The 12,965-nt window shown below is 68.9% G+C and carries 12 protein-coding genes and 1 tRNA gene; 4 read left to right on the top strand and 9 right to left on the bottom strand.

Annotated features, from left to right (window positions below):
• Positions 1 to 97: 97 nt before the first annotated feature.
• The 3 genes from AC1MEQ_RS01035 to AC1MEQ_RS01025 are packed head-to-tail and all read right to left on the bottom strand — an operon-like array spanning position 98 to position 3,131.
• Complete coding sequence (locus AC1MEQ_RS01035; RefSeq protein ID WP_479795993.1) at positions 98 to 1,192, bottom strand: tRNA (adenine-N1)-methyltransferase; 1,095 nt, start codon at positions 1,190 to 1,192, stop codon at positions 98 to 100.
• A 29-nt stretch (positions 1,193 to 1,221) separates the two neighbouring features.
• Complete coding sequence (locus tag AC1MEQ_RS01030) at positions 1,222 to 2,403, bottom strand: site-2 protease family protein (protein ID WP_479793160.1); 1,182 nt, start codon at positions 2,401 to 2,403, stop codon at positions 1,222 to 1,224.
• Positions 2,400 to 3,131: an HAD family hydrolase gene (locus tag AC1MEQ_RS01025; RefSeq protein WP_479793158.1), complete on the bottom strand. Its 732-nt coding sequence runs from the start codon at positions 3,129 to 3,131 to the stop codon at positions 2,400 to 2,402. The genes AC1MEQ_RS01030 and AC1MEQ_RS01025 overlap by 4 nt, the downstream gene beginning before the upstream one ends.
• A gap of 90 nt (positions 3,132 to 3,221) precedes the next feature.
• Here AC1MEQ_RS01025 and AC1MEQ_RS01020 point away from each other — a divergent pair, with 90 nt between their 5' ends.
• Positions 3,222 to 4,091, top strand: a complete 870-nt coding sequence (locus tag AC1MEQ_RS01020; RefSeq protein ID WP_479795991.1) for a PAC2 family protein — start codon at positions 3,222 to 3,224, stop codon at positions 4,089 to 4,091.
• A gap of 36 nt (positions 4,092 to 4,127) precedes the next feature.
• Here AC1MEQ_RS01020 and mshC read toward each other — a convergent pair whose 3' ends face one another.
• The 3 genes from mshC to AC1MEQ_RS01005 all read right to left on the bottom strand — a co-directional run bounded on the left by mshC (position 4,128) and on the right by AC1MEQ_RS01005 (position 6,618).
• Positions 4,128 to 5,414 (bottom strand): cysteine--1-D-myo-inosityl 2-amino-2-deoxy-alpha-D-glucopyranoside ligase, encoded by a 1,287-nt coding sequence (mshC, locus tag AC1MEQ_RS01015; RefSeq protein ID WP_479793156.1) that lies wholly within the window; start codon positions 5,412 to 5,414, stop codon positions 4,128 to 4,130.
• Between the two features lie 39 nt (positions 5,415 to 5,453).
• Positions 5,454 to 6,278 (bottom strand): undecaprenyl-diphosphate phosphatase, encoded by an 825-nt coding sequence (locus AC1MEQ_RS01010; RefSeq protein ID WP_479793155.1) that lies wholly within the window; start codon positions 6,276 to 6,278, stop codon positions 5,454 to 5,456.
• 73 nt (positions 6,279 to 6,351) lie between these two features.
• The gene (locus AC1MEQ_RS01005) at positions 6,352 to 6,618 is read right to left on the bottom strand and encodes a hypothetical protein (protein WP_479793154.1); all 267 of its coding nucleotides are present in this window, start codon (positions 6,616 to 6,618) and stop codon (positions 6,352 to 6,354) included.
• A gap of 44 nt (positions 6,619 to 6,662) precedes the next feature.
• Here AC1MEQ_RS01005 and AC1MEQ_RS01000 point away from each other — a divergent pair, with 44 nt between their 5' ends.
• Positions 6,663 to 6,905, top strand: coding sequence for a DUF5703 family protein (locus AC1MEQ_RS01000; protein ID WP_479793152.1), 243 nt, complete (start codon positions 6,663 to 6,665; stop codon positions 6,903 to 6,905).
• A gap of 7 nt (positions 6,906 to 6,912) precedes the next feature.
• Here AC1MEQ_RS01000 and AC1MEQ_RS00995 read toward each other — a convergent pair whose 3' ends face one another.
• Entirely contained in the window at positions 6,913 to 8,070 is a 1,158-nt protein-coding gene (locus tag AC1MEQ_RS00995; RefSeq protein ID WP_479793150.1) for an acyl-CoA dehydrogenase family protein, read from the bottom strand.
• 21 nt (positions 8,071 to 8,091) lie between these two features.
• Complete coding sequence (locus AC1MEQ_RS00990; protein ID WP_479793148.1) at positions 8,092 to 9,420, bottom strand: M20/M25/M40 family metallo-hydrolase; 1,329 nt, start codon at positions 9,418 to 9,420, stop codon at positions 8,092 to 8,094.
• 159 nt (positions 9,421 to 9,579) lie between these two features.
• On the opposite strand from AC1MEQ_RS00990, the gene AC1MEQ_RS00985 reads away from it, so the two are divergent.
• Positions 9,580 to 9,664, top strand: a tRNA-Leu gene (locus AC1MEQ_RS00985).
• A 92-nt stretch (positions 9,665 to 9,756) separates the two neighbouring features.
• Here the strand turns inward: AC1MEQ_RS00985 and AC1MEQ_RS00980 are convergent.
• Positions 9,757 to 10,926 (bottom strand): IS1249 family transposase, encoded by a 1,170-nt coding sequence (locus AC1MEQ_RS00980; protein WP_479792515.1) that lies wholly within the window; start codon positions 10,924 to 10,926, stop codon positions 9,757 to 9,759.
• 319 nt (positions 10,927 to 11,245) lie between these two features.
• On the opposite strand from AC1MEQ_RS00980, the gene AC1MEQ_RS00975 reads away from it, so the two are divergent.
• Positions 11,246 to 12,907, top strand: coding sequence for a M23 family metallopeptidase (locus tag AC1MEQ_RS00975; RefSeq protein ID WP_479793146.1), 1,662 nt, complete (start codon positions 11,246 to 11,248; stop codon positions 12,905 to 12,907).
• The last annotated feature ends 58 nt before the right edge of the window (positions 12,908 to 12,965 follow it).

Below are 12,965 nucleotides of genomic sequence, written 5' to 3'. Positions count from 1 at the left end.
CGTCGCCGTCTGCCCCCGCGGGGGCCGTTGTCTTCATCGTAGCCACCCCGGGCCCGCCCACGCCCCCTGTGTTAACGATCGATGTCGGAGAGGGATGTCAGCGATCCGCGTCGGGCTCCGGGAAGTCGTCGGGGTCCAACCCGTTGCCGTCGGCATCGCGGAAGGCGCCACGCTGCTTCATCGATTTCGCGTCCTTGGCGGCACGGCGCAGTTTCTTGTCCGAGACCCCGCGTTCGCCCAGGTTCGGCGCGGCCCAGGCCCCGTCGTCGTGCTCCTTGGTCCAGGCGTTGACGTCCTCGTCGGCGAATTCGGTGTTCTTCACGCGCTTCTGCCCCGGGATGCCGGCGGCGCCGTCGGCCAGGCGGCGGGTGGTGAGCAGGAATCCGGTGTGGGCGACCATGCGGTGGTCCGGGCGCACGGCGAGCCCGTCCAGGTGCCAGCCGCGGACCATCGACTCCCACGATTCGGGTTCGGTGAAGCGGCCGTCGGCGCGGATGGCCTCGGCGGTGCGGGAGAGCTGGGTGACCGTGGCGACGTAGTTGACCCAGACGCCGCCGGGGGCCAGGACGGTGGCGACGGAGTCGACGCATTCCCAGGGGGCGAGCATGTCCAGGACCACGCGGTCGATGGAGCCGGGCTCCTCGGTGGCGGTGGCCTGGTCCTGGAAGTCGCCGATGCTGATGTTCCAGGCCGGGTGGGGTCCGCCGAAGATGGTCTCCACGTTGCCGCGGGCGATGTCGGCGAACTCCTCGCGGCGTTCGATGCTGTGCAGGTAGCCGGCGTCGCCGACCGCGCGCAGCAGCGAGATCGACAGGGCGCCGGATCCGACGCCGGCCTCCAAGACGCGGGCCCCGGGGTAGATGTCGCCCATGGTGACGATCTGCGCGGCGTCCTTGGGGTAGACGACGGCGGCGCCGCGCGGCATGGAGAGCACGAAGTCCTTCAGCAGCGGGCGCAGCGCCTGGTAGCGGCGGCCCTCGGAGTTCTCTACGACGATGCCCTCGGGCTCACCGAGCAGCGCGTCGTGGTCCAACACGCCGCGGTGGGTGTGGAACTGGCCGCCGGGGGTCAGGGTGACGGTGTTCATCCGACGCTTTTCGTCGGTGAGCTGGACCCGGTCGCCGGGGGCGAAGGGGCCGCGGCGGTGGGCGGCGCCATGCGGTGCGGCGGGCTGGTCGGGGGTATCGGGCATGCTGGGGCTCGTTCCGTTGGCTGGGTGGTTCATGAACCGGACTTCTTGCCGGTGATGGCGGAGACGACGGTGCCCTGCTTGAGCAGGCCCACGATGCGTCCGGTGTCGTCGACGACTGCGTATTCGCTGCCGTCCAGGCTGGCCAGGTAGGTGATCAGGTCGCGTCCCGAGCGGCTGGCCCGCACGACGGCGCCGGGGGCCAGGGCACGGGCGACGGTACCCGAGGGGGTGTTGCGGCGCAGCGGTGGGGGGACCGAGTCCACCGAGGCACGGTCCACGACGGCTTCGGGAAGCCCCGAGGGGGCACAGAGCACGATGTGCCCGGAGACCTGCATCAGGCGGCGGTCGATGTCGGCGACCACCGAGGATGCCGGCAGCGCACTGGCCGGTTCCATCAGCTCGGAGGCGGCGATGCGCGGCAGCCGCAGCCGCATCCGGGCGTCGGTGATGGCCTGGCTGGCACCCATCCACAGGAAGCCGCACAACAGCAGGGCGATCACCGTCAGCTGCAGGTCGACCGGTTGGCGGTTGAGCAACGGCAGCAGCACCACGTAGGCGGCGATGCCGATCACGATGACACGTCCGGCCCAGCCGGCGGCGACGGTGCCCTTCTCCTGCGAGCCCGTGCCGGCCCACACCGCTGATTCGACCAGCCGGCCGCCGTCCAGGGGCAGGCCCGGCAGGACGTTGAACAGGGCGACCAGGAAGTTGGCCCAGATCAGGATGTTCAGCAGCAGGCCGGTGACCCCCATCGGCTCCAGGGCCAGTTCGAGGCCGTAACCCAGCCCGGCCAGGACGAAGTTCGCCGCCGGACCGGCCAAGGCGACCACCAGGGACCTGCCCGGGGTGGCGTGGAAGCTGCCGAACTGGGTGTGTCCGCCCCACAGGGTGAGCACGATGTGCGCGCCCGGCCAGCCGAAGGCCTTGGCACACAGGGCGTGGGCGAGCTCGTGGACCAGGATCGACAGGGCCAGCAGGACGGCGTAGGTGAAGGACACCGCGTAGGCGCCCAGCCCGATGCCCGGCAGGGCCCGCATCACCTGGGGGGTGAAGACCAGCAGGATGAAGGCGGCGATGAGGAACCAGGACCAGGCCAGGTAGACCGGGACCCCGCCGATGCGGCCCAGCGGGATGCCCGGGCGCTTCTCCGGGGCTTCACCGGTCGGTGCGGGGTGTTCCCCGGCGTTGGCGTGCTGCGCGGGGCCGCTCACGCGTTCGCCCCGGTGGTGGCCACGAAGGCGTCGAGGTCGGCGGCGGCCATGCCCTCCAGGGTGGGCCAGACGGTCCAGCCTCCGTCGGCGGGCAGGGACGCGATATGGGGAACGGCAATGGTGGGCGTTCCGCTGGCGACGGCGGATCGGACTCCGGGGACCGAGTCCTCGACGGCGACGACGCGGCTGCGCTGCAGGCCCTGGACGTGGGCGGCCATCGTGTCGAAGGCCAGGTGGTACGGCTCGGGGTCGGGTTTGCCGGCGGAGACCATGTCCCCGGTGACCAGGAACCTGAAGGTCCCCGCGGGCAGCGCTTCGGCGACCAGCCGGGCCAGCGGTTCCTCCGACATGGTGACCAGGGCACACGGCACGCCGTGCCCGCGCAGGTCGGCGAGCAGTTCACGGGCCCCGGGGCGGAAGACGGTCTCCGCGCGCAGCCCGTCGATGACCCGGGACGTCAGCTCGTCGATGATCTCGCGGATCCCCAGGTCCACCCCGGCATCGCGGAGCATGGCGGCGCTGGTCGGCAACGCCTGCCCGACGAGCCGGAAGGCGTCCTCGTCGTTCCATTGCCCCCCGTGGCGGCGCACCAGGTCCTTCTCCGCGGCAATCCAGTGGGGCTCGGTATCGACGATGGTCCCGTCCATGTCCCACAGCACGGCTTGGAGTCCGGCATGGGCGTCAAAGGCATTCGTGCCGCGCAGGGCATGGGGGGAAAAGGCGCTCATGCCCCAATTCTACGTGGGCGTAGGCGTTGCCACGGCCAGCGTTCGCGTTAGGGTGAGACCGTGGCAGAGGAAAACGAAACGCGCGGCTCGCTGCCCGAGCTGATCGCGGCCGAGGCTCATCCCGGTTCCGGAAGGCGGCCCACCATCATGGTGGTCGCCTTCGAGGGCTGGAACGACGCCGGTGAGGCCGCCAGCGACGCACTGCGGTTCCTGGCCAAGACGTTCGAGGCCAAGCAGGTGGGCCAGCTCTCCGAGGACGACTACTACGACTACCAGTTCTCCCGGCCCAGCGTGCGCCGCAATGCGGCGGGAAAACGGACGGTCCGCTGGCCCAGCACGCGCATGTTCCGGGCCCCGTTGGCCGACACGGGGGTCGACCTGCTGCTGGTGCGCGGGACCGAACCGACGTACCGGTGGCAGGCGTTCACCGCCGAGCTGCTGACGCAGGCGGAATTGCAGAACGTGAAGGCCGTGGTCCTCGTCGGGGCCCTGCTGGCCGATGTCCCCCACACCCGGCCGTTGCCGGCCAGCCTGTCCAGCGAGGACGAGACGCTGCGCACCGTGCTCGGCGCGGAACGCACCACCTATGAGGGGCCCACCGGGATCCTGGGTGTCCTGGCGGAAACCGCCGACTCGGCCGGATTGGCCACGGTGTCGATCTGGGCCGCCGTGCCGCACTACGTCGGCCAGTCCCCCTCCCCCAAGGCCGCCCTGGCGGTGTTGCGCCAAATCGAGGAGGTGCTGCGCACGCCCTTCGACCTCGCGGCCCTGACCGAGGAGGCCGAGGCCTGGCAACGCGGGGTGAACGAGCTCGCGGCGGAGGATCCCGAGGTCGCCGCCTACGTGCAGCAACTCGAACAGGCCCAGGACGCCACCGAGCTGCCCGAAGCCAGCGGGGAATCCATCGCCCGCGAATTCGAGCGCTATCTCAAGCGGCGCGACCGCGGTAGCGACGGCTGAGACCGCCGCCCCACGTTCGGCATACCGCTCACGCGCCTAGTCCGTCGGTGCCAACCTGACCCCCAGGAGGGCGTCGATGACCGCATGGGCCGCCGTTTCGCCGGCGCTTCCCGTTCCGGCGTCACCCTGGTCGGGGACTTCGGCCGTCTCGGCCGCCCAGGCATCGAGTGCGCGCAGCGCCCCCGGCGAATCCAGGTCCTCGGCGAGCCGGGAGCGCAGTGCCGTCGCCAGTTCGCCGGCGCGTTCCGTGGTTGTCGTCGCAGCCCGCTGGCGCCAGGCCGCCAGCCGGGTTTTCGCCTGCTCGAGCAACGCGGGGGTCCATTCCCAGTCGGTGCGGTAGTGCTGGCCCACCAGCACGGTGCGCACGGCCATGGGGTCCTCCCCGTCACCGCGCAATTTGGAGACGAGCACCAGGTTGCCCAGCGACTTGCTCATTTTTTCGCCGTCGAGTCCGACCATCCCGGTGTGGACGTAGTGTTCGGCCAGCGGCTTGCCATCGCTGGCAGTCGCGTGCCCGGCGGAGAACTCATGGTGCGGGAAGATCAGATCCGATCCCCCGCCCTGCACGGTGAAGGGTGCCGGCAGGAAACGCCGGGCGATGACCGAGCATTCGATATGCCAGCCGGGGCGGCCCTCACCGAGACCTGACCCGTCCCACGAGGGTTCGCCGTCACGGTGCACGCGCCACAACAGCGGATCCAGCGTGTTCCTCTTGCCGGGCCGTTCGGGGTCGCCGCCCCGCTCGGCGAAGAAGCCGGCCATCGTCTCGCGGTCGTACCCGCTGACGGACCCCAGCGACCAGGTCGGCGAGGCGGCGGCGTCCGAATCGAAGTAGACGTCGCCGTCGGGTGCGCCATCGGTTCCGGGGACCCGGTAGGCCAGTCCGGACTGCAGCAGCTGCTCGACCACGGGCACGATCCAGGCGACGGATTCCACGGCACCGACATAGTGCCGCGGCGGAATGGTGTTCAACGCCTCCATGTCGCCGCGGAACAGGTCGGTCTGGCCGGCGGCCAGGTCCCGCCAGTCCACGCCGGTGGCGGTGGCCCGCTCCAGCAGCGGGTCGTCGACGTCGGTGACGTTCTGGACGTAGGCGACCTCCAGGCCGGCATCGAGCCAGAACCGGTGGAGCAGGTCGAATGCCACGTAGGTGGCGGCGTGCCCCATGTGCGTGGCGTCGTAGGGCGTGATGCCGCAGACGTAGAGGCTGGCCTGCCCGTCGGTGGCCGGCGTGGCCAGTGCGCGCGTCGAGGAGTCGAAGATCCGCAGCGGCGGCGTTGTACCGGGTACGGAGGGGATGGTGGGCGCGGACCAAGCGTGCAAAGTGTATCGGCCTTTCGGGGGCGGTGGAGCGTGGAGTTGCTAGGCGTTGATGACGTTGAAGCCCAGCAGGACGAACAGGACCAGACCCAAGGCGATCCGGTACCACACGAAGACACTGTAGCTGTGGCTGGAGACGAACTTCAGGAACCAGCCGACGATGACGAAGCCGACGGCGAAGGCGACGACGGTGGCCAGCAGGGTCTGCCCGCCCGAGTAGACGGAGGGTTCGCCGAAGCTCTTGACCACCTGGTAAAAACCCGAGGCGAAGACGGCGGGGATCGCCAGCAGGAACGAATAGCGCGCCGCTGCTTCGCGGGTGTAGCCCATCAGCAGGCCGCCGGTGATGGTTCCACCGGACCGGGAGACCCCGGGAATCAGCGCCAGGGCCTGCGCCAGGCCGAAGTAGATGCCGTGCTTGTAGGTCAGTTCCTTCAGCTCCCGCTGCTGTTTGCCGTAATGGTCGGCGATCGCCAGGAACACGCCGAAGACGACCAGCATGGTGGCCACGATCCACAACGACCTGAAGGTCGTCTCGATCTGGTCCTGGAAGAGCAGGCCCAGGATGCCGATGGGCAGCGATCCGAGGATGATCAGCCAGCCCATCCGCGCGTCCGGGTCGCTGTGCGGCAGCTTGCCGGTGATGGCCCGGAACCAGGCCCCGATGATCCGCACGATGTCACGCCAGAAGAACAGCACGACGGCGGTCTCGGTCCCCAGTTGCGTGATCGCCGTGAAGGCCGCGCCGGGATCGGCCGCATTGGGCAGGAATTCCCCGACGATGCGCAGGTGGGCGCTGGAGGAAATGGGGAGGAACTCGGTCAAACCCTGGATCAGGCCCAAAAAGGCCGCTTCAAACCAATTCACGAGTGAGACACTACTTCACGCGCCCGGTACCGGGCCCACATTTGTGGTGCGCGCCGCACGGCGCGGCGGGCTGTCAGCCCCGGGCGTCCACGTCGTTGGTTTCGGACTCGTCCGAATCGGCGTCCTCGTCGTCTTCTTCGTCGTCGTAGACGTCGAGTGGGGTGACTTCGCCGTAGGAGTCGTAGAGCGCGTCCTCGTACTCCTCGAAGGCGTCGATCATCCGGAAGACGGCGCTTTCCACGGCCGGGTCGTCCTCGCCACGGCGTGAGGACACCGCGGATAGATGTTCTTCGAGCGAGGCCATCAGGGCCTGCAGGGCAACACGCGGATCTGTGCTCATGGACTAGACGTTACCCGCAGAGCGAGCAGAATGGATACCAGATCATGAAGAATTCCCCAGCTCCCGCCCAGAAGTTCACCGACCCCGCCCGGGGCTTCGAATACCTGGTCCTGACCGTGCGCCCCGGCCAGTCGATCGCCGACGCCCGGCGCGAGCTCAGCGACCATGCCGAGTACGGCAAATGGGAATTGCGCACCACGCGCCTCTATACCGGGGGCATGCGCCGCTACTGGATGCGCCGGCGGATCATGCGGGTGGCCAGCACCCTGGACGTGTTCCCCACCTGAGCCGGCGTCAATCCGCCAGCTGGCCCAACAGCCAGCTGGCGACCATCGCATGCGCCGACTCCGCATCCGAGGGGTGGTACAGGCTGGCCAGCGCGTCCCGGTACAACCGTTCGAGTTCGCTGCCGCGGAAGTACTGGCTGCCGCCGGAGACCTGCAGGGCCAGCTGGATGGTCCGCCGCGCGGTGTCGCCGGCGTGGGTGCGCAGGGTGACCAGCCGCGGGAACCAGGACGGCCCGTGGTCCACGGCGTCGTCCAGGTCCCGGGAGGTCATGCGCAGCTGGGCGTCCAGGCGCAGCATCTCCAGTCCGGCCTCGGCGACCTGCCAGCGGATGTCGGGGTCCTGGGCCAGCGCCCGGCCCACGTCCCTCAGGGAGGTGCGCTTCGCCGGTTTCTCCGCAGCCAGTTCGACCCCGCGTTCGGCCAGCCCGACATACACGGAAGCCGTCAGCGTGAGGAAGGCGGCGAAGATGCCGAAGACCAGCGGGTCGGCGTTGGGTCCGGTCGGCAAGCGGCTGTGGATCGTGCCGGCGTCCGCGTGGGCCCCGTTGAGCTTTGTCGAGTGCGACTGGGAGGCCCGCATGCCCAGGGTGTCCCAGTTCTCGATGGTCTCGACCCCGGGATCGACACGGTCGATGAACCCGTGCACCAGGCGCGCCGAGTCGCCGTCGCCTTCCTTGCCGAAGACCCCGAGTTTGGTCCAGGCCGGCGCCAGCGAGGTGAAGATCTTCATCCCGGTGAAGTCGTAGCCGCCATCGGCCGCCGGCTCGGCCCGGGTCACCGCATCGAAAAGCACCGAGTCGTTGCCGGCCTCGGAGATGCCGAAGGCCATGATCTCCCCGGCGGCGACCCAGTCGAGGACGAATTCCAGCCGCCGGTCCCCGCGGGCGGCCAACAACTGCGCGACGGCGGACCAGACCAGGTGCATGTTCACCGCGAGGGCGGTGGCCGGGGCATGGGCCGCCAGCAGACGTTGGGCCGCCGTCGTCCTTTCCATGCCCCAGCCGAGCCCGCCGCGGTCCATCGGCACCATGGCCTTGAGGTAGCCGGCCGCGCCCAGCTCGGCCAGGTCCTCGGCGCAGAACGTGTTCGCGGCGTCGTACCCGGAGGCCCGGGATCGGATGCGCCCGAGCAGGTCGTCGGTGAGGATCGCGCGGATCGACTCCATTGGCGTGGTGTCCCTTCGGGGTCAGTAGGTGGTGAGCAGCCGGGAGAGCACCCGGGTGCCGAACTGCAGGGCGTCGACGGGGACGCGTTCATCGACGCCGTGGAACATGCCGGTGAAGTCGAGTTCGTCCGGCAGGCGCAGGGGCGCGAAACCGTACCCGGTGATGCCCAGCCGGGAGAGCGACTTGTTGTCGGTCCCGCCGGAGAGCATGTAGGGCAACACGACCGAGCCCGGGTCCTCGGCCTCGATGGAGGCGACCATGTTGTCCACCAGGCTGCCGGAGAACGGGACCTCCAGGGACGTGTCCGCGTGCACGGTGGAGAAGTCGACGCCGGCCCCGGCGAGTTCGCGCAGGGTTTCCTTGAGCAGTTCGTCGCGGCCGGGCAGGGTGCGGCAGTCCAGGAAGGCCTCGGCAGCCCCGGGGATCACATTGTGCTTGTAGCCGGATTTCAGCGACGTCGGGTTCGAGGTGTTCTGCAACGTGGCGCCCACGAACCGGGAGACATTGCCCAGAGCGTCCAGCAGGGCGCTGGGGTCCTCCTCGTCGAATTCGATGCCGGTCAGCTCGGCAACGCCTTCCATCAGGGCGCGCGTGGTCTTCGTGTATTCGAGCGGCCACTCGTACTCCCCGATGCGCGACACCGCCCCGGCCAACCGGGTGATGGCGTTCTCGTCGTTGATCTGCGATCCGTGTCCGGCGCGTCCACCGGCGTGCAGGGTCAGCCAGTGCAGGCCCTTCTCCGCGGTCTGCAGGAAGTAGGCGCGCCGGCCGCCGACGGTCGAGGAGAATCCGCCGACCTCGCTGATCGCCTCGCCCACGCCCTCGAAGACCTCCGGGTGGTTGTCCACCATCCACCGGGCGCCATAGGTTCCCCCGGCTTCCTCGTCGGCGAAATAGGCGAAGACGATGTCCCGTTTCGGCTGGACGCCGTCCCGGTGCATCTGCCGCTGGACCGCGAGGATCATGGCGTCCATGTCCTTCATGTCCACGGCTCCGCGGCCCCAGATCATCCCGTCCTTGACCTCGGCGGCAAACGGGTCGACGCTCCAGTCCTCGGCCTGCGCGGGAACGACGTCAAGGTGCCCGTGGACCACGAGCGCGGGCAAGGACCGGTCGCTGCCCTCCATCCGTGCGACCACGCTGGCGCGGCCCGGGGACGATTCGTAGATCTGGGGGTCGAGCCCTCCCCCGCTCATGAGTCCTGCCACGTATTCCGCGGCAGGACGCTCGGGGCGGGCATCGTTGCCGCCGAAGTTGCTGGTGTCGAAGCGGATCAGCGTCCGGCAGATCTCCTCGACTTCGTCGGCTGCCGTAGTACCGGCGGCACCGGGGTTTCCTAGCTCCGTCATGGCCTGACCTTCCGGGTTGTTCGGGTGGCTCCAGCCTAGTCATCGCGGCAAAGAGTGCGGAATTGGGAAGTGCCGCACCCTCATGTTAGAGTCTTACTCGCTGCTTTCACCGGGCAGGAAGTTCCACGGAGCGTCCGAACCGGTCGAATCGCACCACCTGCGCGGGTGGCGGAATAGGCAGACGCGCTAGCTTGAGGTGCTAGTCCACGTATAGTGGGTGGGGGTTCAAGTCCCCCTCCGCGCACGAAATCAGCCCCGGTTGTCCGGGGCTTTTTTCATGCCCGCGCGCCCCCACCTGAGGGTTATAGGCAGGAATGTGTGTATGGCCCGGGTGTGTCACGGTCTGCTTCTACCGCCCCAGCCGTGCTGGACGCCGTTGCCGTCTTCCCAACTGAATTCCTTGTCGTAGAGCGCCGGCCCGTCGGGTTCTTCCTTGATTTTTCGTTGCTTGCGTGGAGGGTCCCAGTGTTCCTGGCGCACGAGTGTCCATGGCTCCCTGGGGAATTCAGTCAGTGAATCCAATAGCCAGTTCACCGCGGTGCGGGCGTGCGCGTCAGGCATCCCGCGATGGGCGCGGAGCAATTCCTTGATGGCCTTGTTCGGACCGCCCTCCAAGGGCGAAGTAGTCCGGTGGATCTTCGCTCCACTGGCAGGCTGCAAATCGGTCTCCAGCCAGATGAACAGGTTCTCGTGTTTGATCAACGACCGGTAGAAGCCTCGAGCCCGGCGTAGCCGCTGATGGGTGTACCACCAGAGACGACTGGCAGGAACAGCGGAGGGCCGTTCAGCACCGGTACGGGCTTCGGTGCGGTGCTTGAGGAAAGCGTCCCATTTGGCCTCCCACTGCGAATAGGCGCTGATCCAGGCCGCAGCCTGCTCCTGGCTGGAGACCTTCATCAACGCCTTGGTCAGGGCCATGAGCTCCCGACCAGCGGGCAGCCTGGGGGCGAAAGTCAGGTGGCGGCGTACGGCCTGGAAGATGTGGAAATAGCACCGCTGCACGCGCGTATCCGGCCAGTAATGGCGCAATGCTGCATGCAGACCGGTCCCGCCATCGACAACGGCCACCGTCGGGGCCGGGACCCGTTCCATCAGGGCCTGCCATGAGGCTTTCTTCTCCTGGTCGCACCACTGCCAGTCCACGACATGGGAGCCGGTGAAGGCGATGAGCACGCACCAGCCGTTGAAGTACGTCCCGTCGAGCATGACCTGCTCGTGGACCTGACCCGTTGGCGCTGGCGGGGGAACCTCGACCCGCCAGCACCATCCAACCAACGCCCGGAAGGTCCTGCCGGTCCCACCACGGGAGGCCTGCGACGTGACACCGAGCAGCCAGTCCACGAAGCCAGCCAGCTGTGCTCGTCGGCTGACGTCCAGGCGCGACTGCGTGCTCGAAGCCCCGCACTGTTTGCATCGCCATCGGGTACGTCCGGCCGAGGTTTTCCCGTTCTTGACGAGCTTGGAATCGCATACACCACAACGCGGTTGGTTCGAGGCAAGAGGCACCCCACATGCTCCCAAAGCATGTGTATCCCGGCCTCACCCTACGCACGACAGGGAAGCAAGCCTCTCACGTACACACATTCCTGCCTATAACCCCCACCTGAAGGCGGCGGCTCCGGCCGAACGGGGTTCCGCTGACGGTGGCCGGAGAACTGTGGATCCTGCCGGAAACCACGAGTCCGACACGACATGACCATCTGATGGATATTCACCCTCCAGTCCTCTGGTCTTGGCATGAATCGACGGGTAACGTGATCTGGACCACGGCCTCCGGGACGCTCTGTCCCACAGTGGGGCCACGCTCCGTCTCCTCGGGGGAACCATGGGCCAGCACGTGCCGCGGCATCCGGCGCTTCGCCACGCTCCCCCACGCGCCGTACTTAAGTGGATCGGCGCGGCCGCGACCGGCGTATTGCTCCTCGGCACCGCTCCGGCGGCGGGCCAGCCGATCCCGGGAACCGCCGCCGCAACCGCCATCCGGGCGACCACCACGACCGCCCCGGTGGTCAACCCCGTCTACGCCATCCCGGACACATCCCCGCTGCTCGACTCCTCCGCAGCGACGGCGTGGGCCGAGACCTGGACCCCGGGCTACCAGCCGGACGTCACTTCCGAGGTCGGCCCCGACGGCAGCGCCCGAAACGGCGAAGGGGTTTCCGGCTCCGGTGGCGCGCTGCACGTCGCCATCGGGCCAGTCGGGCTGCTCCCCGGCGGGCTGGCCCTGTCGGCACCGGTATCCAGCACCCGCATCACCAGTGGATTCGGATGGCGGCTGAACCCGACCGGGCCCGGCTCGTACATCCACATCGGCCAGGATTACGGCGTGGCTTGTGGAACCCCGGTGCGTGCCGCCGAAGACGGCACGGTGGTCCAGTCCGCGTGGGCCGGCCACTCCGGCCAGCGGGTCAGGGTCGATCATGGAAGCGGCGTCGAAACCGCCTATAGCCACAACTCGCTGCTGATCGTCCGCGTTGGGGACATCGTCCGACGCGGTGACCTGCTGGCCCTATCGGGCACCACCGGGAACTCCACCGGATGCCACCTGCACTTCGAGGTCTGTCTCAACGGGAAATGGGTTGATCCGGCCCGGTACCTGCCGTTGCTTCCCGGCCAGAGCCGTCCGGTCACCGAACAGGAACTCCAGCGGATTGCCCGCACGCGGGACCTGCCAACCGACCACACCACTGCTGCCTCCAGCGCATCGCCCAGCCCGACACCGACGAGGCAAGAACCAGCGTCACCTGTCACCTCCCCGCCGTCCGCTGCAGGCCAGGACCGCACCGAGACCGCGCCGGAACCGCCAAAACCGAAGTCCCCGCGCCAGGGGCCGGCCACCAAACCGGCACCGTCCACAGCTGCCGAACCGCCGAGCACACCGGCACCGCCGGCATCCGCCCGGCCCACCCCCGCGCAGCCCAGCGACGAGCCCACGGTGCCGCCAAGCCAAACCCCGTCCGCGTCCCCGACCGAAAACCCGGACCCGCCAGCGACATCGGCGACACCCACCGAATCGCCTGCCCCGCCACCGGACGAGTCCACGGCTCCGTCTTCCCCCACGCCGTCCCCGTCGCCGACGAACCCGGCACCGCCAACCACCCCGCCGTCCCCGACTCCCAGCGGGACACCCGACCCGGCTCCAACGCCCGGAACCCCGACCCAGCAGCCGGAGCCACCGGCCAGCACACTGCCATCGCTGGCGTCCCTCTGTCTTGCCTACCGGCAGGAGGATCGGGAAGCCGCAACGGGCCCGGATGCGTCCGCGGACCGCTTGCTCTCCGCCAATGAGGTGGCATGGCTCGGCACGACGCTCGCCGCAACGCTCCCGCACGCCGTCCCCCTGCCGGAAGCCCCCACCGTCCACCGGGTGGTGGCACTCTGCCCGGATTGGTTCCCCCGGGGAATCGCCCAGGGTACGGTCCCTGCCGACCTTGAGGCCCTGGCCGCCACGCCCGCGGCCACCCGCAAGCCCGGCACCACCAAGTAGGCCAGACACCGGTTCGCGGACTAGTCTTCAAGGGACCACCGGTTGATCCCGGCCACCC

Source organism: Arthrobacter sp. ASL1 (assembly GCF_056680475.1).
Note: the sequence above shows the minus strand (reverse complement) of the source record. Positions and strands in the feature narration are given on the sequence as shown.